The organism is Bacillus cereus group sp. Bc061, from assembly GCF_027715825.1.
In the GTDB taxonomy this organism is placed as follows: domain Bacteria; phylum Bacillota; class Bacilli; order Bacillales; family Bacillaceae_G; genus Bacillus_A; species Bacillus_A paranthracis.
Genome location: NZ_JAQFTZ010000011.1, coordinates 67,545 through 87,108 on the forward strand (window position 1 = coordinate 67,545; position 19,564 = coordinate 87,108).

Below are 19,564 nucleotides of genomic sequence, written 5' to 3' on the forward strand. Positions count from 1 at the left end.
TTATAATCTCTCCTTCATCGCAGCCGGAATGAGATAATGAAACAATTTAAATAAAATAAAAATCGGAATATATATAAGAAGTACACTAACAATGAAAACCTCAACTCTAATACCGAAATACGATTTCAAAAACATAAAAATACCACCCGTATTAAAAATCCATTCTATAATATATAAATTAGATAACATAAAAAAGATATTCGTTTTCGCAAAGAATAATGTACTAAGCAACACATTTCGTAAAATATGGCGATTTAAAATATGAAAGCGCCCCAGCCCTTTCGCCTTAGCAAATAGTACATAATCTTTTTCTAGTTCATTTTCAAAACGAAGCACGATCATTTTTACAAACATAATCGTAGTCGGGATGCTCAAACACAATATTGGCAACCCCCTAATCGACTCGCCTCCAATTGAAGCAATTTGAAAAGGTAAAAAACCTGTTTGTTTAAAAAACCATACAACTAAAATTTGTGATACTAAAATAAGAAGGATATCTGGAATGGATTCTAGGAAGATAAGAAATGATTTAATTCGATGTTGTATACGCGGTGAACTACTCATAATTACATAAACAATACAAAATGCTACAAATAATGAAATGAAAAAAGCAGCTAAAAATATAATAATTGTTTCTTTATAATGGACAAACAACTGTGGAAATAAAAATTTATCTCCCACATATTTAAAATTGGAGATGTCCATTAAATTCACAAACACTTCTTGTAAACTCTTTATGTACTGTGATGCATGCAGCTCAAATCCATAAAATAGTTTCGGCAATGTCCCTAAACAAATAATACCCAAAATCGAAATAATAAATTGAAACGTCACTTCCATCCCATTCAAAAATACTTTTTTGACCATTTTCGCCCTTCTCTCTCTATAATTTACCCCTTAATTTTATTCTTAATTTTCTGAATTGTAAATATTTAATATATAAAAAATCGCTAGGTTATGACCCTAACGATTCTTTATGTAACTGTTTTTCTCTTTTCGCAAACGGCATATACAAAATAAAACATCCAATAAGCGCTGCGAGTTCTAATGAAATAATATAGTAAGGATGTGGTCCTAACATATCAAGTAATGAAGCTGTTTCTGGCTTATGAGCTAAAAACATATAATTACCACCTGTTTTGTAATTTACAAACGAAACAATCGGAATCAATATGTTTAAAAATATCATTGTGCGTTTAATAGATTGTACTGTCGGACGATATCCTTCCACCCAAGTCATAAAGAGTGGCGCCCAAATGAGCAATATATGCGCGATAAAATATTCAATGAACCGAAAATGCGGAAAAGCATACTGCAAGTTTGGCGTTAAAATGGCTTGTGATGCACCAATAATTCCTGTAAAAAATACAATCTCATATATACGGTAACTTTTCGTTATGATCATAATTGAAGCTAACAACAAACTAATCGTACATAACTCAAACGGTAATGAAGTGGCTAGCTCAAAAATCCCTGCTTTCCACTCCCACATATGAAGTCCAATTTCACTCCCTATAAATAGAAATGCAATCGCATATCGAACCGTTATATTCCACTCATTTTGACGTAATACATCTTGGTATTGATATAAAAAAACGATTCCCACCAACAGAATAAATAATATAATGGCATGTTGCCTTGAGTAGGGAATAAACGGTTTTAATGGATGCGCACTAAAATAAGCTTCCATCTTCCTTCCTCCTCTCCTTCATACAATATTATTGTAAGAAAAAAAACACTCGTCAATTCATTTGCTTACACTGGGACAAGCTCTACCTTACATTTACATATTCATACCTTACAAAACTGTAAGGTTATTGTAAGCTAAAACGATTTGTCAGATTCTTTCCCTCTTCTATACTTAATGTAGATACTAAAACGAACGAAAAGGTGATAAATAGATGAAGAAGAAAAATAAAGTGTTAATTACTAGTGTAGTAGCAATCGGAATTGCAGCTGGATCATACTTTGCATTTGCTGGCGGCGGTTCAGAAGTAGCAATGGCATATAGCGGATATAAAGTAACAGAAAAAAAAATTGAAAACGCACAAAAATTTGGCGGTGAAGTCATTCCAAACGGCATCGAAACAATTTCATTTGATCCAACAAAAGGAACGTATGAATTAGCTGTAAAAAAAGGTGATGAAGTAAAAAAAGGGCAACTCCTTTTTAAATACAATGACCCTACTGCGAAACAAGGTGTAACAGAAGCAGAAATGCAAAAGAAAATCGCACAAAAAGAAGTAACATTGTTCCAAAAACAAATTGATGCTGCGAAACAAAAATTACAAAAAGATAAAAATGCAGGCCTTCCTGCTGAAGCATTAAAAGCATCAGAAATCGAGGTACAACAATTAGAATCACAGCTTGAAATGAAAAAGTTTGAAGTTGAAAAAGCTGATGAAATGATTAAAGCAGCAAAAGAGAAAGTAAACACACTTTCTGTAACGAGTCCTGCTGATGGCGTAATTGATGATATCGTAAAAATCGCTGATGAAAAAACAGGTATGAGCGGTATTACACTTCGTCATGCTGGTCCATTTAAAGTAAAAGGTCAACTTTCTGAATATGAGCTTGCTAGTATGAAAGTTGGGCAAGAAGTTACTGTTTCATCAAAAACCGTTGCTGGTAAGACTTGGACAGGAAAAGTAACAGAAATCGGTTCTACTCCATTAAAGAGTATGGACGAAAACAAAACAGTTTCTAACTATCAATTCACTGTCACGTTAGATAATAGTGAAGAATTACAAAACGGCTTCCACGTTTACGTAACAAGTAAATCTGGCGAAGCAACTGGTACAATTGTTCCGAAAAGCAGCATCGTGAAAAAAGGTGATAAAAATGTTGTGTTTGTTGTAAAAGACGGTAAAGCGAAAGAACAAGCAGTTACTGTTGAATTCGAGACTGATAGCGAAGCAAAAGTTTCTGGAGTGAAAAAAGGAGAGGAAATTATTTCTAAACCTGAAAAAGACTTAAAAGATGGTATGGAGGTTGTCGCCCAGTGATTAACTTAAAAGGCATCACGAAATCCTTCCAAAATGGTGCAGAGTCCGTTCAAATATTACACGGAATTGACGTAACACTGAACCAAGGAGAATTCACTTCGATTATGGGACCTTCTGGTTCTGGTAAATCAACATTAATGAACATTATTGGTTGTTTAGATAAACCGACGACAGGTACGTACGAACTAGCTGGTCAAAACATTTCAAACATGTCTGAAACAGAACTTGCACACGTACGTAATAAAGAAATCGGATTCGTATTCCAAAACTTCATGTTATTACCAAGACTTACAGCACTTCAAAATGTAGAGCTACCTCTTATTTACGCTGGAGTTGATAAAAAGGAAAGACGTGAGCGCTCATTAGCTGCTTTAACAAAAGTAGGTTTAGCTGATCGTGCTACTCACTTACCGAACGAATTATCAGGTGGACAAAAACAGCGTGTCGCTGTTGCACGTGCAATCGTAAATAACCCGAAGTTTATCTTAGCCGATGAACCAACGGGGGCACTTGATACGAAAACAAGTACACAAATTATGGACCTCTTTTACGAATTAAATAAACAAGGCTCAACAATCATTATGATTACCCATGATCGTGAAATTGGGGAAGCAGCAGCACGTCAAATTGTAATTCGTGACGGAAATATCGTCCAAGATTGGAGAGGTTAATTTTGAACACGAGTGAAAATATACGCATGGCCCTTTCCTCTATCTTTGCTCATAAAATGCGTTCTATTTTAACGATGTTAGGTATTATTATCGGTATTAGTGCCATTATTACTATCATTTCAATGGGTGATGGTACAAACGCAAAGTTTAAAAAAGAGTTAGGCCAAGGGAAAGATAACGAAGTAACGATTTACTACAACAATCCTGACTATGGAACAGATAATGCCAAAATTACAGCTGATATGCTAAACCGACTGCAAACTGTACCAGGCGTTAAAGATGTATATCCAGATGTAAGTATGAAAGTAAAAGCATCTGCTGGTTCAAAAGATGTAAATCTTGATTTAAAAGGCGGAACAGGCGCCTTTATGACAGATTCGAAGATAAAATTAGTTCACGGTCGTGAATTAAACGACAGTGAGCTAAACCAAGCAATCCCTGCTGTTATATTAAATGAAGAAGCTTTCAACAAATTATTTAGTGGTTGGGAATCAAATCAATACGCAGATATAAAAGGAAAGCCGTATAAAATAGTCGGTGTATACGAAACGAAAAATGACTTTGGAATGCCTATGCCTGAGGGTTATACATCACTTGAAAACGCGCCTGTCATTTCAGGAGTAACTGAGTATGACTCTGTAAGATTAACAATGACCTCTCCGGCCGAACGTAAAAGTGTAGAAAAACAAGCCGTTTCTGTTTTAAACGAAATGAAAGCTCCTAAATTTGAGCACAAATTCGAAGCACAAGACTTAGGTGAATTTACGAAGCAATTAGATGAATCAATCGGTATGATGAAAATGGTATTCGGTGGTATTGCCGCTATCTCCTTACTTGTTGGTGGTATCGGTGTAATGAACATTATGCTTGTATCTGTAACAGAGCGTACACGTGAGATCGGTATTCGTAAAGCTCTTGGTGCAACGCGTGGTAAAGTATTAACACAATTCTTAATTGAATCTTGTATTTTAACAGGACTCGGTGGTTTCATCGGTTTCATGCTCGGTATCTTCTTCGCTTGGATCGTCTCCATCTTTGCTGGATGGCCACTCGTTGTCTCAAAAGAACTTGGACTTCTTGCAGTAGGTATCTCCATGTTAATCGGTATTATATTCGGTCTACTACCAGCTAACAAAGCTGCAAAACTGGATCCAATTGAATGTTTACGATATGAATAAACAAAAACGTAGGAGTATATACTCCTACGTTTTTGTTTATCTATTAAATCATGTTTCTTCTATTATATATGTTTCACGTTATAAACATCTTTCATTATTTTAATCTACTAAATCTATTATAGAATCCTATTATTGCAAAAATACTATGTGAAAGTCGAAAATCAAGGCGTAATTTTTTCCATCCCTCGACTTATTTTGTAACAATTATAGCGATATTTTATTAAATTTCACCTCATTTTTATTTCTCCACAACTAAAATAGTTATTTTTACATAACTACTTTTCTGTTCCGACAGCAAAATACGCCATTTTTGTAATGATTACGAAATAATTACGTAATACTATAGAAATACTATTAACCTATCAGAAATTGAAATACTACCTTTTTTATGCATCATATGCTCTAACCTCCCCTAAAAACTATAAGAAAGCGCTTTTAGGATATTACTGGAATTATTACAAAATATTAATGACCCGTTACGAAAGCTTTGTAATTTTATGTTTTTCGCAAATAAGAAAATAATGGTTGCTATAATGAGGTCAACGAAAACAAATGCAATGGAGGCTATTATGAAAAAATTTATGGGTATAGCAACAGCAGCGGTTTTTGGTCTTGGGATTTTCACAACATCTGCTAAAGCAGAAACAATCGTAACGACTGATGTACTAAATGTACGAGAAAACCCAACTACTGAATCAAAAGTTGTAGGAAAATTATTAGATGGATATAAAGTTAACGTTTTACATACAGAAAACGGATGGTCAAAAGTGAAATTGAATAGCGGTAAGGAGGCTTTCATTAGCGCTGACTACACAAAAGACACTTACTACGTAACAGCTAACGTATTAAACGTACGTGCTGGTGCAAACACAGACTCAGAGATTCTTGGGAAATTGAAACAAGATGACGTAATCGAAACAACACACCAAGTTGAAAATGGTTGGATCCAATTTGAATATAACGGAAAAACAGCTTACGTTCACGTTCCTTACTTAACAGGTAAAGCTCCAGTTAAAGTTCAACCAATAGTTAAAGCTGAAAAAACAACTACAGTTCAAGACACAGCTAAAGCCGTGGCAACAACTAAAGCTCGTGAAGTAGCTGAAACGCAAGCAAAAGCTAAAGCGGAGGAAGCAACTAAAGCTCGCGAAGCAGCTGAAGCTCAAGCAGCAGCTAAAGCTCGTGAAGCAGCTAAGGCTCAAGAGACAGCTAAAGCTCAGGCAGAAGCTAAAGCTCAAGAAGCAGCTGAAGCTCAAGCAGAAGCTAAGGCTCAAGAAGCAGCTGAAGCTCGTGAAGCAGCTAAAGCTCAAGCAGCAGCTGAAGCTCAAGCAGCGGCTAAAGCTCAAGAGGCAGCTAAAGCTCGTGAAGCAGCTAAAGCTCAAGCAGCAGCTGAAGCTCGTGAAGCAGCTAAAGCTCAAGAAGCAGCTAAAGCTCGTGAAGCGGCTAAAGCTCAAAAACCAGCTACACAACAACCTGTTGCAAAAGAAACTGAAACAAGTGCACCATCATCTTCTCGTGAGTTACGCGTTGTAGCAACAGCTTACACAGCAGATCCACTTGAAAATGGTTATAAAGCAGGCGACCAAGTAAAATCAGCTTTAGGTCACAACTTAACAGCTAATCCAAATATGAAACTTATTGCAGTTGACCCAAGTGTCATTCCATTAGGTTCAAAAGTATGGGTTGAAGGTTACGGAGTAGCAATCGCTGGTGATACTGGTGGAGCTATTAAAGGAAATAAAATCGACGTTTTAATGCCAGATAAAGGCACATCTAGTAACTGGGGACGTAAAACAGTTACAGTTAAAGTATTAAACTAGTTTGTAAAAAAAGAGTCAGTCTCATTGAGGCTGACTCTTTTTTTATGATTCTTACATTCTTTCTCCTTCACTCCCGTCCAATTCTATATACGATAGACTACCATTTCAACAGAAAAAAGAGGATGCCACAGCATCCTCTCCTTCTCTCCCCTATTCCACACAAGTAAACTGCGTCCAAGCTCCTACATAATCTAGTAAGAATAACTCTTCTTCTGCAATTGTACCGACAATATTTTTTCGTTCATCTATCGGCATTTCTTTTAGAATGATTTGTAATTCGCCTTTATACTTACCAAATGAGTTGTTACCAATCACAACTTGCCCTCTTTCCTGTCGTACACTTTCGCGCACCGGGAAGTCATAGTCTTTGTACTTTTTACGTACTTCTGTAGAACGTACCATATATTCTGTTATGTCACCGCGTCTTACGTGTAATTCTTGCAGCGTAGCTCTCTTCTCTACTTCAGTCGCCTCGTCTACAAAGTTTACTTTCAGCTGTAACATGTAACGATTTAAGTTTCCTAGTTTCTCTAACTCTTCTTCACTCGCATAAGCATTTCCTATAATCACATCATCAATTAACCCTGTTGCCCATAAATGTTTTGCTTGTACTTCAATTGGTAAATTACGATGCTGTTCTAACGTACATAATCCGTCATTAATATCCCATGGACCGATGTCACCTGCATGTGACGTAATAAATGCTGCTGTGCGAATACCATACTTTTTAAAGCGTTCACTACAGCGAATGAAATAGTCATACGGAAGTCCAGTAAATTTTTGCGGATAGAAGTTATGACAACCGATTAAAGCTGACTTATTCGCTTGATGCGAAAGAATATTTTCTAAGTACGCAATATCATTACTTACGTTCAGCTCAATTTTTAAGCCGTACGGATTATTCGTCATTTTCGCTTCAGTTAATCCGTCAAACCCTAAATCTAATCGAATACCGTCTGCACCTAACTCTGCGAAAAATGATAGATCACTATAACTAATACCGAGCTGATCAAAGACAGCCGGAGCTACATCTAAAATCACTTCCATATTGTTATCTTTTGCGTGATGAATAATTTCTTTAAATTCAGCTACAATCTCTTCTTTCGGACGATTCACAGACAATAAACAAGTGAATATTCTTGAAAAACCGTGGCGTGCCGCTGCCGAAATGTATGCCATATCTTTTTCTTTCGTTGAATGCTCTGGATAAAGTGAAATTCCTAATTTACGCTCCATGCTTTTGCATCTCCTTCACACGTTGTATTAATGCCATGCTCGTAAATCTATATTTTGCAGATAAACATGTTGCACATAAAATCGTTGGTACAATAATTACGTACGGTGATTGTAAGCTTAGCATTACATAGGCACCCATTGAACTACCGATAAATACAATTGATACTAGTAGTAAAACTAATAAAGATTTACTTTGTACCCATTTTGAATAATGTGCAATACACTGCCCCGCTACAAATGTAATTAAGATGATAATTGCTCCGAGCATTCTGTTTTCTCCTCTCCTGCTAATTGTTGTTTCTCATACATTTTGAAGAACGGATAGTAAATAACGAATGAGATAACAAAGTTAACAAGTACAAGTACACCAGCCATAATTGTCCAGTCCGTACTAATAATCGCTGCAATTGGTGCTAACATCGTAAATGGCAGTTTCGCCATCATCATCGGAATCATACCTGAAACAACTGCGAAATATGATACTGTCGTTGTCACTAACGGTGTAATAACGAACGGAATAATTAAGATTGGGTTCATTACAATTGGTGCCCCGAAAATAATTGGTTCGTTAATATTGAATAAGCCTGGCACGAATGATAATCTACCTAACTCTTTTAAGAACTTAGATTTAGAGAACATAAACATAATTACTAAAGCTAACGTTGAGCCTGATCCACCAATCCATACGAACCATTGAATAAATTGCTCTGTAAATAAGTTTGGTAATTGATGTGCATTTCCTGTAGCTGTGAATACTTCCATATTTTCAAGAATTGCAGAATCCCACATTGGACGAATGATCGGTCCTAAAATCGCAGGGCCATGTATACCGAATGACCAGAAGAATACGATTAAGAATACTGTTAATAAACCGCCGAATAAATTATTTCCTACTAATACTGATTTTAGTGGTGCGATTAAATATGTGATTGTTGTATTTACATCAAATTTCAAACCGTAGCGAATGCCCCAGAATAAAAGAATAACTGCTAACGTTGGAATTAATGCTGCAAACGAATTTGAAACTGCTGGTGGTACACTATCTGGTAATTTAATTGAGATATTATGCTTAATCATAAAGTGATAAATTTCTACTGCAATTAAAGCTGTAACAATTGCGCCGAATAAAGATGTTGCACTTAATGTTCCTACTGAAATGTATCTACCTGCATCAATAACACCTGGTACGGCTTTCGTAATTTGAATGGGTTCAACTGATGCTAGTAAAAAGGCGAGTACAGATAATAACCCTGCACTTAACTGATTGAGCTGATAAAAATTCGCGAGCGAAGCGCCTACCCCAAATGCTGCGTATAACGCCATTAGTCCTACTGTAAATCGGAATGGAATATCTAAAATATGGCGAAACGGTGCAATCCATTCCATATATGCATCAATTGGTAAGTTTAAAAAGATAACGAAAAATGATCCGACAATCGTTAACGGTAATGTAGAAATAACCCCGTTTCGAATTGCTAATAAATGTCGCTGTCCGGCAATCTTTTGTGTTGTTGGCATAATCTTTTGTTCCATAAAACTCATAAAGCCATTCATCAAAACCCCTCCTCTTTCTCTTTTCTATGAAAGAATGAAATAAAGTTATAACATTATAATGTTTATATTTAAAAAAATATAATTATGCTAAAACTAATTGTTCTGCTTGTTTCAATACTTTCAAACCATCACACATGCCATAATCTCGTTGGTCTATAATCGCAACTGGTATATTGTATGAATTTGCAAGAAACTCTACGGCTGGAAATAAATATTTCACCTGTGGCCCAATTAAAACAACATCAGCATTTTTTATTTCCAGTTTCACAAGTTCTGAATCAACTGCTTTAATTTTATAATCCTTCCCTTGTTTCATTGCCTCTTCTTGCATTTTTCTTACAACCATACTCGTTGACATGCCTGCTGCACAACATAATAAAATGTACATCTTATACTGTCACTTTCTCTTCTATTCGTTTATGAAGAGTGATAAATTCTTCAGCAAGTTCTTTCACTGTAATTGCATTCATTAAATGATCTTGTGCATGCACTAACAGTAAACTGATTTCTGCATGATTTCCTCTTGCTTCTTCTTGAATTAAGTCTGTTTGAATACGATGAGCTGCTGAAATTTCTTCCCTAGCAAGTTTCATCTTTTCACTCGCATTCTCAAAATCTCCCTGTCTTGCAAAAGCGATTGCTTCAAGTGCCGCGCTTCTCGCGTTGCCACCATGTAAAATTAACGCAAATGGAGTTTGCATATCAGTCATTTTAAATTCCCCCAAGCCATCTTTTTTCTATATTGTTATCTTATTATGAAAACGCATACAATTAAACATAAAAAACTTCCGTTGTGTAACGGAAGTTTTTATATACTTCTCTTATAACGATAATAATATCTCTTGAAAATCTTCAACCACTTCAGCCTGAGCTAATTTCTCTATCGTATTTTGATTAGACATAATATCATATAAAAAATCATAAAGCTTTTGTAAATCTTCATTATTATTGCGCTTTACACTAAATAAAATAATAACTTGTACTTTCTTATCTCCCCAGTCAACCGCTTTATTAAGTGTACAAAACATCAAAAATGTTTTCTCACTTAATAACTGCATCGGATGTGGAATCGCAACTAAATTTCCAACCGCTGTAGGAGATGTATTCTCTCTTTCCATAACAGAGTCATAAAAGTGTTCTGGTACATAGTTTTTCTCAGCAGCTTTCTCACATAAAAATCGGATAACCTCTTCCTTCGTAGAAGCATTGTGATTTAAAAAGATTAAATCTTCCTTCATATATTGCTGTACACTAGTATTCACATGCGTAAATAACTGCTGACCAATTGACTTAATCTCTTTATCATCAAATATTGAGTTTACTTTTATAACAGGCACAGGTAAACCACTTGGTATATGAATCGTACTAATAATACAATCTATCTTTTCTTTGTAGAGATCTTCTACTTTCAATTGATAATAACCGGTAATTCCCACAATCTCTAATTTATCTCGGAACTGTGATAGAATTTTATATTTCAATAGTTGGGCACTTCCTTGACCAGTTGCACAAACTAATAAACATCTTTTCTTTTGATTCTGTTCCTGTAAACGGCTCATCGCTCCGCCGAAGTGAATCGCAATATAACCAATTTCACTTTCCGGAATCGATTCTCCCGTATATTCACCAATTATATCTCCAACGAGAACCGCAATTTCAAAAGCATACGGATAATTCTTTTTCACTTCTGCCAAAAGAGGATTTCTCGTATTTAACTTATACTTCAAACGATTTAATAACGTTTTTAAATGAACACCAAACCCAAATAATAATTCTTCATCATAATAAAAAATAAGATTCCGTTCTTCCGCTACTTTAAAAAGAATATGTTGCATGAATGCATATAGATCTTTTCCTAATAGTTCTTCCACATTTTCATAACGATCTTTCGCTGTAACAGCAGTACTTAATAAATGCATCGTCACATATAAAACTTCTTCTTCTGGAAATGAAAGATGCAACTCTTTCTCTAAATCCCCTAAAATCTCTTTCGCAATTGTGTATTCTTTCTTTATTATAAGTTCAGCTTGCTCTACATGTAGTCCTTTCATATAATGTTGATCTTCACAACGCTTTAATGCAATTGCAATATGAATGACTAAATTATCAATTTCTATATCTGATAAGTATATCGTTCCTCCTTCGATATACTTTAATATAATCGAACGGATAAGCGGTATATGAGGTAGCGATAAGTATGTATCATTCTGCTCAAATTGCTCATGAAACGGAGTATGGTCATAACGCGGTAAACCATATTGTGATAAACAAGAACGAATATGAAACTCCTCTCCGACAATACGTATACCATAATACGGTCTCTTTTCAATTTGTAATTGATAGCGACCACATATATCTGTCACATCTTTCATAATTAAATTTACAGTCGATTTACTTACATAAATCTCCTCTGCTAACTGTGAAAGCTTCACATACCCATCTGTCGTTAAAATACGTTGTAGAATGTAAGCTATCCTTTCTTCGTAAGAAGTTGGGATCTTTTCCGTCTGTTTTTGAAATAGACTCACGCAAAACTCTTCAAACTTCTTCGCTTGTATAATTTCTAGTTCGTATCCAGTCCCTCTTTGCGATTCAATTTTCGCTCCATTTTCTTCCAATATATCATTTAATAATTTTATATCTTTTTGAATCGTCTTCGTTGATACATGTAAACGGCTCGCTAAAAAAGCTCGATTTAACATCGATTTCTCTTCTAAAAACTCCTCTAAAATAGAAACTAATCGCTGATGCACCTTTGTCATAGCTCTTCCTCTCGCAATTTATATATAAAAAGGAAAAAGCTGCTGAAATCAGTAGTTTTTCCCTTTTATTTTATCTATTTCTTTAATGTAAATCCGAATTTATCCCATGCTTGCAAATAATCTAATAAGAAAATCTCTTCTTCTACAATTCGACCAACTACATTTGTTTTTCCTGTATTCACCATATCTTTTAATGCAATTTGCAATTCACCTTTATATTGGCCATATTGCTCATTATCAATTAGAAGATCGCCGCGCTTAATTTCACGTGTATGATGAGGTTTAAACTCTTCTTTTTTATATTTCACACGGCTTTGTGTAGAGCGAATCATATATTCAGATACATCCCCGCGATAAAAATGAGGTTCGTCTAATACGATAATTTTTTCTAGTTCTGTCGTTGTATCATATAACTCTATATCAAATGTTTGTTTCTCTTTATTTAATGCACCTAGTGCTTGTAATTCTACTTCTGATGCATAAGCATTCGCAATAATAACATCATCAATTAATTCTGTTGCAAATAAATGCTTCGCTTGTGTTGTCATTGGTAATTCACGATGCTGCTCTAACGTACATAATCCTTCTGTTACTGGCCAAGGTCCATATGTTGCATCAAATGATGAAATAAAAGCAGCCGTTCTCATACCGTAATCTTTAAATTGTTTCGAGCATTTCATAAAATGATCATATGATAATCCGGAATAACGATGCGGATAAAAATTATGGCAACCAATTAAATTTTCGCGATTTGGTCTATGACTCATAATGTTATCTACATACTTCGTACCGTTACTCATATTGATCTCAATTTTTAAGCCATACGGATTGTACGTCATAATTGATTCTTCTAATCCTGAGAAGCCAACATCTAAACGAATACCGTACGCACCTAGTTCATGGAAAAACGATAAATCGTTATATGAAATACCTAATTGCTCAAAAACAGCTGGACTAATATCAACTAACACTTGGAATCCTAATGCATTTGCATGAGAAATCGTTTCTTTAAACTCTTCTATAATTTTCTCTTTTTCACCATCTACAGATAATAAACATGTAAATACACGAGTAAATCCGTATTTACTTGCTAATGTTAAATACTCTTTATCTTTCTCTACTGTTGAATGTTCTGGATAAATAGAAATACCTAATCGTCTCATATGTACACGCCTCTTTCTTCATCATATTGTAAACCTTTTCAAATATATGTAGCGAAAAAGTATATATCCCCTTCTCATTCACTACTTTTTGAATCCGCTTTCTTTAAAGAAAAAACAATTTCTATCATTCATAACAACTACCAGTCTATACATCTATACTTTACATCTTTTTTTCATAGTTGTGTAGTCTTTCCACAAATTTGTCAGTTTTTTACCTCGAAAATTGTTGTACGTTTTCAAGGCACCTTCCTTGACTGTTTCATTGGCCAATACATATACTCGAAAGAAAAGAGAAATTTTTTATATAGGGGATGAATATATGGGAGAAGCAATACTCGTAAAACGAGAACCGTTATGGACGAAAGAATTTGTTGCGCTAATTCTAGCAAACTTATGTATGTTTTTAGGATTTCAAATGTTAATTCCGACTTTACCTGTTTATGTGAAAGAAATTGGAGGTACAAGTTCCAATATTGGATTTGTTGTCGGTATGTTTACTGTTGCGGCACTTTTTGTTAGACCGCTAACTGGAAATGCCTTGCAAAAATTCAGCAAAAAAATCATTTTAATGATCGGTACTGCTATTTGTTTACTCGCTATGGGTAGTTATCTTTTCGCTTCAACTGTTTTCCTATTGCTTGCCGTTCGAATTTTACACGGAGCTGGTTTTGGTATTACAACGACTACATATGGAACTGTCGTTTCCGATTTAATTCCGCAAGCTCGCCGCGGTGAAGGCATGGGATATTTCGGTCTTTCTGGAACGATTGCAATGGCGCTCGGTCCACTTATCGGACTTTGGCTTATGCAAACATATAACTTCACGATTCTTTTTTTATGTGCACTTTCCTGTACAATTGTTTCATTAATATTAACGAAACTACTTCAAATCAAAAAATCGCCGCAATCACCACAGCAAACATCTGGTACCTTTCTCGATGGATTTATTGAGCGCAAAGCTTTACTTCCTTCATTATTAATATTATGTATTACATTAATGTACGGGGGAATCGGAAGCTTTATTACGTTATTTGCTACGGAAGTCGGCATTGCTGATATAAGCCTCTTCTTCTTATTTAATGCACTTGCAATCGCTGTTACTCGTCCATTTTCCGGAAAGTTATATGATGCAAAAGGTCATTCCTTCGTAATTATTCCAGGAGTTATTATTACGTTTACAGGGATTATTTTATTGTCGTATACAACTACCATTCCAAGCTTAATTATTGCAGCAGCATGCTACGGAAGTGGTTTCGGAGCGATTCAACCTGCACTACAAGCGTGGATGATTGACCGAGTAGCACCGCACCGACGAGGAGTCGCAACAGCTACATTCTTCTCAGCATTTGACCTTGGAATTGGTGCTGGCGCGATTATTTTTGGATTCATTGCACATTTTACAAACTACGCAACTGTATATCGTTATTCCTCTCTACTACTTATTGCTTTCCTGTTCATTTACATTACAAGTGTAAAAAAACAAAAGCATGGTGATAAAAATACGGAAAAAGCTGCTGGATAATTCCAGTGGCTTTTTTACGTATTTTTGACTTTATAAAACTACATGCATTTTCCTACATATTTTTTTACCTTTCATCAAAAAATATACGATGAACTCACAGACGCTTTCCTTCATATACAAATGAAAAAAACTATTCTAAAGAGTGTGATTTCTTTACAAAAATACGATTTACAAAAGATAAAAACCAATAAAATACAGCTGTTTCTTTAAAGAATTGTAAACTTTTTATCCCTTTGTAAATTTAGTGTAAATTTTACTGATAAATCGTTTACAGTGGCTCACGGTTTAGTTAATAATTACATCGTACATGAAATTTAAGGAGTGGAATGCGTGGAATACAATGTTCAAGATATGATCTTCCAGTTCATTGGTGGATTAGGTATTTTCTTATTCGGAATTAAATACATGGGCGATGGACTGCAACAAGCTGCTGGAGATCGTCTTCGTGATATTCTAGATCGCTTTACAACAAACCCACTGATGGGTGTACTAGCAGGTATGTTAGTTACCGTATTAATCCAATCAAGTTCAGGAACAACCGCTTTAACAGTCGGACTTGTAAGTGCTGGGTTTATGACATTAAGACAAGCAATCGGTGTTATTATGGGTGCGAACATCGGTACGACAGTTACTGCATTTATTATTGGAATTAAAATCGGAGAATATGCTCTTCCAATTATGGCAGTTGGAGCTATCTTACTATTCTTCTTTAAAAATAAAAAAGTACATTCTTTAGGTCAAGTTATATTCGGTTTTGGTATGTTATTCTTCGGTTTAGAACTAATGAGCACAGGTATGAAGCCTCTTCGCTCTTTAGAATCATTCCAAGAATTAACGGTTAGCATGAGTGATAATCCAATTTTAGGTATTGTTGTTGGTACAGTCTTCACTTTAATTGTACAAAGCTCAAGTGCAACAATCGGTATTTTACAAGAACTATTCGGTCAAGGTGCAATCGATTTACAAGCTGCCCTTCCTGTATTGTTTGGTGATAACATCGGTACAACAATTACAGCTGTATTAGCAGCAATCGGTACTTCAATTGCTGCAAGACGCGCAGCATTAGTTCACGTTATCTTTAATATTGTCGGTACAATCATCTTTACAATTTTATTAATACCTTTTACAAATTTAATTCAATACTTCCAAACGTCATTAAACTTAAATCCAGAGATGACAATTGCATTTGCACACGGAACATTTAACGTAACGAATACAATTATTCAGTTCCCATTCATCGCTGTATTAGCATGGATTGTAACGAAAATTATTCGCGGGGAAGATGCTGCTATCGATTTCAAACCGCAACATTTAAATCCAATCTTTATTGAACAATCTCCAGCTATTGCTTTAACTGAAGCACAAAAAGAGATTATTCGTATGGCTGAGTTTTCATTACATGGATTAAAAGAAGCAAACCAATTTTTAAACACACAAGATAAAAAACACGCTGACATGGCTACTCAATTAGAAGGAGCTATTAACAACTTAGATAAAAAAATTACCGAGTATTTAGTTTTACTATCAGAAAAGCCGCTTTCACCTACAGATTCTGAAAAACATTCCGTTTTAGCAGGTGTCGTTGGCGATATTGAACGTGTCGGTGATCATGTAGAAAACCTTGTAGAACTTGTTGATTTCCAAATTTCAAACCGTGTTTCCCTATCAAACGAAGCACTAGCTGAATTAAATGAAATGCTTGAGTTAACGATTTCAACATTACAAGACGCAGTTGAAGCTTTAACAAACTTCGATACTGAACTAGCTCAAACAGTTATTGCAAAAGAACGTAAAATCGACCAAATGGAACGTGTTCTTCGTAAACGTCACGTATTACGTCTGAACGAACGTAGCTGTTCAGGTGATGCAAGTATCATCTTCGTTGATATGGTAAGTAACTTAGAGCGCATTGGCGATCACGCTGTAAATATCGCTGATGGTGTTTTAGGTGAACAAGGTAAAGTCCATTTAAAACAATCATTATAATAGGAAAGAGACGCTAACATGAGCGTCTCTTTTTTCATTTCATATTTACAACCGTTCTACCTTTTAACTTTCCTTGCAATATAAGTGTAAACTTCTCATCTAATTCTTCTAATGTACATTCTTCTGTATAAAATAGTAACTCTTTGTTTTCCCATTCATTTGCTAGGAGCGTCCATACATCTCTTCTCACATCTACTGGGCACTGTACAGAATCTACTCCTAACAGGCTTATGCCTCGCAAAATAAACGGATATACCGTTGTTTGTAATTCATGGCCTGCCACATTACCGCATGTCGTTATGCACCCGCCATACTTTACCGTTTTTAAAACTGTTTCTAACATATGCCCACCTACAGTATCGATAACTCCGGCGTATATTCCTTTAAGCATTGGTCTTCCTGATTCATCATTCAATTCTGCGCGATGAATCACCTTTTTCGCTCCTAGACGTAGTAGCATCTCTTCCTCTTCCATTTTTCCTGTCGCTCCTACTACGCTAAACCCTAACTTACTTAAAATACTAACAGCTACACTTCCTACACCACCTGTAGCACCCGTTACTAGTACATCTCCCATACTAGGCATTACTCCTGCTCTAATAAGTTTATATACTGATAAAGCGGCGGTAAAACCGGCTGTCCCGTACATCATACTTTCCTTTAATGACATTCCCTCTGGTAAAGGGACAACCCAAGACGCCGGCACGCGAATATATTCTCCGAAACCACCAGAAGTATTCATCCCTAAATCATATCCCGTTACAATGACTTGATCTCCCGCCTTAATGGTAGCATCTTTACTACTCACAACCACTCCTGCTGCATCAATTCCTGGCGTATGAGGATATGTTCTCGTAACACCTTTATTACCAGTGGCTGAAAGAGCGTCTTTATAATTTAGTGAAGAATAATGAACCTGTATGAATACGTCCCCTTCAGGTAAACTACTTACTTCTCTCTCGACAACGTTTCTTACAAACTGCTTATTTTCTGTTTCGTTCACAACGATTGCTCGGAATGATGTATGATTCATTATGTTCTCTCCTTTATCCGTCAAATTCTTCTTTATTATATAGAAGAAACAAGTAGACCTATTCATTTCTTCTTGGCTATATTTCAACAAATCTTACTTCTCTATTACTTTCTCACAATACATATTTTCATTTCTACTAAAAAACCTTATACTTATTCTACATCTGAAAAATAAAATATAGAATATCTGACTTTTTATAAATAAATTGAATTTTTACGAAATGTAAATGATTTGTAATGTTTTTTTTCGCTAAATTTCATTATAATAAGTGGATATGAGTGTCGTATTTCAATCCAAATGAAGGAGTACAGGAAATGGAGCAAAACCCATCTTTGCAAGAAAATACACGCAGTAACCCGAAAAAAAATAAGAAAAAAATAAAAGTTATTATAAGCGCTATACTATTCGTTTTATTAATAGGCGGCGGTTATACTTGGTTTTTAGTAAATAAAGCATCTTCTGCTGTTCGAAATGCCGCACATGATTTAGCGCGCGGTGATAAATCTGATTTACGTGATAGAGCTGTAAAACCTATTACAAACAATGTATCTGTCTTAGTAATGGGTGTTGATGAAAGCGATGTCCGAGGAAAAGAATATGGTGAAGCTATTAGAACAGATGCGCTATTGCTTGCAACGTTTAATAAAGATAGCAAAACTGTAAAACTATTAAGTATCCCACGTGACACATATACTTATATTCCAATAGAAAAGAAAAAAGATAAAATTACACACGCTCATGCATTCGGTTCTGCTAAAAATGGAAAAAATGGTGGACCACAAGCAAGCATTGATGCAGTTGAAAAATTAATGAATGTTCCTGTCGATTATTTTGTGAAATTTAACTTTAAATCATTTATAAAAATCGTCGATGACTTGGGCGGTATTGAAGTTGATGTACCAGTTGAATTTACTGAGCAAGATAGCAATGATAATGCAGAGGCAATTCACCTAGAAAAAGGTGTTCAAAAGTTAAATGGCGAAGAAGCTCTTGCTCTTGCTAGGACAAGACACATCGATAGTGATGCAATGCGTGGACAACGTCAACAACTCGTTATCGAGGCTATTTTAAAGAAACTAACAAGTGTTGGTTCTGTAACAAAAGTTGGCAACATCATTGATGATATTAACGGACAATTCGTTACAAACTTAACATTTGATGATATGCTTTCATTCTATAAGTACGGATCGGATTCAGAAATCGAGAAATTACAAATTCAAGGTGACGACTGCTATATGGAAAAAGGGGACGATACATGTAGCAAATCCGCTGGTGGCGGCCGAACGTATTACTACAATCCAGATAAAAAAGAATTAGCAAAGGTTACAAACGATCTTCGTACTCATCTTGGATTACCTGCATATACAAAAACAGACTCTGATTCGAAAAAAACAAGTACAGAGAAAACAAAAGAATCTAAGTCTGAAAATACAAGTGAACGCGAATCAAGTAACAATGAAATGAAAAATAAAAATAGCAATGAAGATACAGAAACATCGTCTAACGACAATGAATAATAAAGAAGCAGTTCTCTATGGAGGTAGAGTACTGCTTCTTTTTATTCCGTCACAATTAAAAATCAGAACTTTCTAACTATCTTTTTTAATATTTTTAAATTATAATAAATAGTAGCA

17 protein-coding genes are annotated in these 19,564 nt (G+C 35.3%); 7 read left to right on the forward strand and 10 right to left on the reverse strand.

The annotated features are described in order from the left end of the window. On the reverse strand, positions 1 to 867 hold the full coding sequence (locus PDQ40_RS23980; protein ID WP_270691697.1) for an ABC transporter permease subunit: 867 nt from the start codon (positions 865 to 867) through the stop codon (positions 1 to 3). An 88-nt stretch (positions 868 to 955) separates the two neighbouring features. Then, positions 956 to 1,690, reverse strand: a complete 735-nt coding sequence (locus PDQ40_RS23985; RefSeq protein WP_061131360.1) for a YwaF family protein — start codon at positions 1,688 to 1,690, stop codon at positions 956 to 958. Positions 1,691 to 1,901: 211 nt separating this feature from the next. Here PDQ40_RS23985 and PDQ40_RS23990 point away from each other — a divergent pair, with 211 nt between their 5' ends. From PDQ40_RS23990 to entC, 4 genes are all read left to right on the forward strand, one after another. Further along, positions 1,902 to 3,005: an efflux RND transporter periplasmic adaptor subunit gene (locus PDQ40_RS23990; RefSeq protein ID WP_270691699.1), complete on the forward strand. Its 1,104-nt coding sequence runs from the start codon at positions 1,902 to 1,904 to the stop codon at positions 3,003 to 3,005. Continuing rightward, positions 3,002 to 3,676 carry an ABC transporter ATP-binding protein gene (locus PDQ40_RS23995; RefSeq protein ID WP_000609100.1) on the forward strand — a complete coding sequence of 225 codons (675 nt, stop codon included), beginning with the start codon at positions 3,002 to 3,004 and terminating at the stop codon, positions 3,674 to 3,676. Before PDQ40_RS23990 ends, PDQ40_RS23995 begins: the two co-directional genes overlap by 4 nt. 26 nt (positions 3,677 to 3,702) lie before the next feature. Next, entirely contained in the window at positions 3,703 to 4,854 is a 1,152-nt protein-coding gene (locus tag PDQ40_RS24000; RefSeq protein WP_001996759.1) for an ABC transporter permease, read from the forward strand. Positions 4,855 to 5,300: 446 nt separating this feature from the next. Next, the gene (gene entC, locus PDQ40_RS24005; RefSeq protein ID WP_270691710.1) at positions 5,301 to 6,674 is read left to right on the forward strand and encodes a cell wall-binding protein EntC; all 1,374 of its coding nucleotides are present in this window, start codon (positions 5,301 to 5,303) and stop codon (positions 6,672 to 6,674) included. A 150-nt stretch (positions 6,675 to 6,824) separates the two neighbouring features. Here the strand turns inward: entC and PDQ40_RS24010 are convergent, their stop codons facing one another. The 7 genes from PDQ40_RS24010 to PDQ40_RS24040 form a co-directional block, all read right to left on the reverse strand. Continuing rightward, positions 6,825 to 7,910: a DUF871 domain-containing protein gene (locus PDQ40_RS24010; RefSeq protein WP_000440034.1), complete on the reverse strand. Its 1,086-nt coding sequence runs from the start codon at positions 7,908 to 7,910 to the stop codon at positions 6,825 to 6,827. Next, positions 7,900 to 8,178 carry a hypothetical protein gene (locus tag PDQ40_RS24015; protein ID WP_000900037.1) on the reverse strand — a complete coding sequence of 93 codons (279 nt, stop codon included), beginning with the start codon at positions 8,176 to 8,178 and terminating at the stop codon, positions 7,900 to 7,902. Before PDQ40_RS24015 ends, PDQ40_RS24010 begins: the two co-directional genes overlap by 11 nt. After that, a complete protein-coding gene (locus PDQ40_RS24020) occupies positions 8,154 to 9,464 on the reverse strand; it encodes a PTS sugar transporter subunit IIC (RefSeq protein ID WP_001013054.1) in 1,311 nt (436 codons plus the stop codon). Before PDQ40_RS24020 ends, PDQ40_RS24015 begins: the two co-directional genes overlap by 25 nt. Positions 9,465 to 9,546: 82 nt before the next feature. Further along, positions 9,547 to 9,852: a PTS sugar transporter subunit IIB gene (locus tag PDQ40_RS24025; RefSeq protein WP_000275647.1), complete on the reverse strand. Its 306-nt coding sequence runs from the start codon at positions 9,850 to 9,852 to the stop codon at positions 9,547 to 9,549. 1 nt (position 9,853) lies between these two features. Beyond that, entirely contained in the window at positions 9,854 to 10,174 is a 321-nt protein-coding gene (locus PDQ40_RS24030; RefSeq protein WP_270691700.1) for a PTS lactose/cellobiose transporter subunit IIA, read from the reverse strand. A 111-nt stretch (positions 10,175 to 10,285) separates the two neighbouring features. Next, positions 10,286 to 12,226, reverse strand: a complete 1,941-nt coding sequence (locus PDQ40_RS24035; protein ID WP_214328608.1) for a BglG family transcription antiterminator — start codon at positions 12,224 to 12,226, stop codon at positions 10,286 to 10,288. 74 nt (positions 12,227 to 12,300) lie between these two features. Then, positions 12,301 to 13,389: a DUF871 domain-containing protein gene (locus PDQ40_RS24040; protein ID WP_001253343.1), complete on the reverse strand. Its 1,089-nt coding sequence runs from the start codon at positions 13,387 to 13,389 to the stop codon at positions 12,301 to 12,303. Between the two features lie 319 nt (positions 13,390 to 13,708). Between PDQ40_RS24040 and PDQ40_RS24045 the strand changes: the two genes are divergently transcribed. Further along, positions 13,709 to 14,911 carry an MFS transporter gene (locus PDQ40_RS24045; RefSeq protein WP_000503265.1) on the forward strand — a complete coding sequence of 401 codons (1,203 nt, stop codon included), beginning with the start codon at positions 13,709 to 13,711 and terminating at the stop codon, positions 14,909 to 14,911. 330 nt (positions 14,912 to 15,241) lie between these two features. Beyond that, a complete protein-coding gene (locus PDQ40_RS24050) occupies positions 15,242 to 16,897 on the forward strand; it encodes a Na/Pi cotransporter family protein (RefSeq protein ID WP_000456257.1) in 1,656 nt (551 codons plus the stop codon). A 34-nt stretch (positions 16,898 to 16,931) separates the two neighbouring features. Here the strand turns inward: PDQ40_RS24050 and PDQ40_RS24055 are convergent, their stop codons facing one another. Continuing rightward, complete coding sequence (locus PDQ40_RS24055; protein ID WP_270691701.1) at positions 16,932 to 17,930, reverse strand: YhdH/YhfP family quinone oxidoreductase; 999 nt, start codon at positions 17,928 to 17,930, stop codon at positions 16,932 to 16,934. Positions 17,931 to 18,244: 314 nt separating this feature from the next. Here PDQ40_RS24055 and PDQ40_RS24060 point away from each other — a divergent pair, with 314 nt between their 5' ends. Beyond that, complete coding sequence (locus PDQ40_RS24060; RefSeq protein ID WP_000437431.1) at positions 18,245 to 19,447, forward strand: LCP family protein; 1,203 nt, start codon at positions 18,245 to 18,247, stop codon at positions 19,445 to 19,447. Positions 19,448 to 19,564: the final 117 nt, after the last annotated feature.

Excerpts from the sequence above, each read along its gene's own strand:
- PDQ40_RS23985 (WP_061131360.1), bottom strand. The coding sequence starts at position 1,690 with ATGGAAGCTTATTTTAGTGCGCATCCATTAAAACCGTTTATTCCCTAC.
- PDQ40_RS23990 (WP_270691699.1), top strand. The coding sequence starts at position 1,902 with ATGAAGAAGAAAAATAAAGTGTTAATTACTAGTGTAGTAGCAATCGGA.
- PDQ40_RS24015 (WP_000900037.1), bottom strand. The coding sequence starts at position 8,178 with ATGCTCGGAGCAATTATCATCTTAATTACATTTGTAGCGGGGCAGTGT.
- PDQ40_RS24025 (WP_000275647.1), bottom strand. The coding sequence starts at position 9,852 with ATGTACATTTTATTATGTTGTGCAGCAGGCATGTCAACGAGTATGGTT.
- PDQ40_RS24030 (WP_270691700.1), bottom strand. The coding sequence starts at position 10,174 with ATGACTGATATGCAAACTCCATTTGCGTTAATTTTACATGGTGGCAAC.
- PDQ40_RS24040 (WP_001253343.1), bottom strand. The coding sequence starts at position 13,389 with ATGAGACGATTAGGTATTTCTATTTATCCAGAACATTCAACAGTAGAG.
- PDQ40_RS24000 (WP_001996759.1), top strand. The coding sequence starts at position 3,703 with ATGGCCCTTTCCTCTATCTTTGCTCATAAAATGCGTTCTATTTTAACG.
- PDQ40_RS24035 (WP_214328608.1), bottom strand. The coding sequence starts at position 12,226 with ATGACAAAGGTGCATCAGCGATTAGTTTCTATTTTAGAGGAGTTTTTA.
- PDQ40_RS23980 (WP_270691697.1), bottom strand. The coding sequence starts at position 867 with ATGGTCAAAAAAGTATTTTTGAATGGGATGGAAGTGACGTTTCAATTT.
- PDQ40_RS24010 (WP_000440034.1), bottom strand. The coding sequence starts at position 7,910 with ATGGAGCGTAAATTAGGAATTTCACTTTATCCAGAGCATTCAACGAAA.
- PDQ40_RS24055 (WP_270691701.1), bottom strand. The coding sequence starts at position 17,930 with ATGAATCATACATCATTCCGAGCAATCGTTGTGAACGAAACAGAAAAT.
- PDQ40_RS24045 (WP_000503265.1), top strand. The coding sequence starts at position 13,709 with ATGGGAGAAGCAATACTCGTAAAACGAGAACCGTTATGGACGAAAGAA.
- PDQ40_RS24060 (WP_000437431.1), top strand. The coding sequence starts at position 18,245 with ATGGAGCAAAACCCATCTTTGCAAGAAAATACACGCAGTAACCCGAAA.
- PDQ40_RS24020 (WP_001013054.1), bottom strand. The coding sequence starts at position 9,464 with ATGAATGGCTTTATGAGTTTTATGGAACAAAAGATTATGCCAACAACA.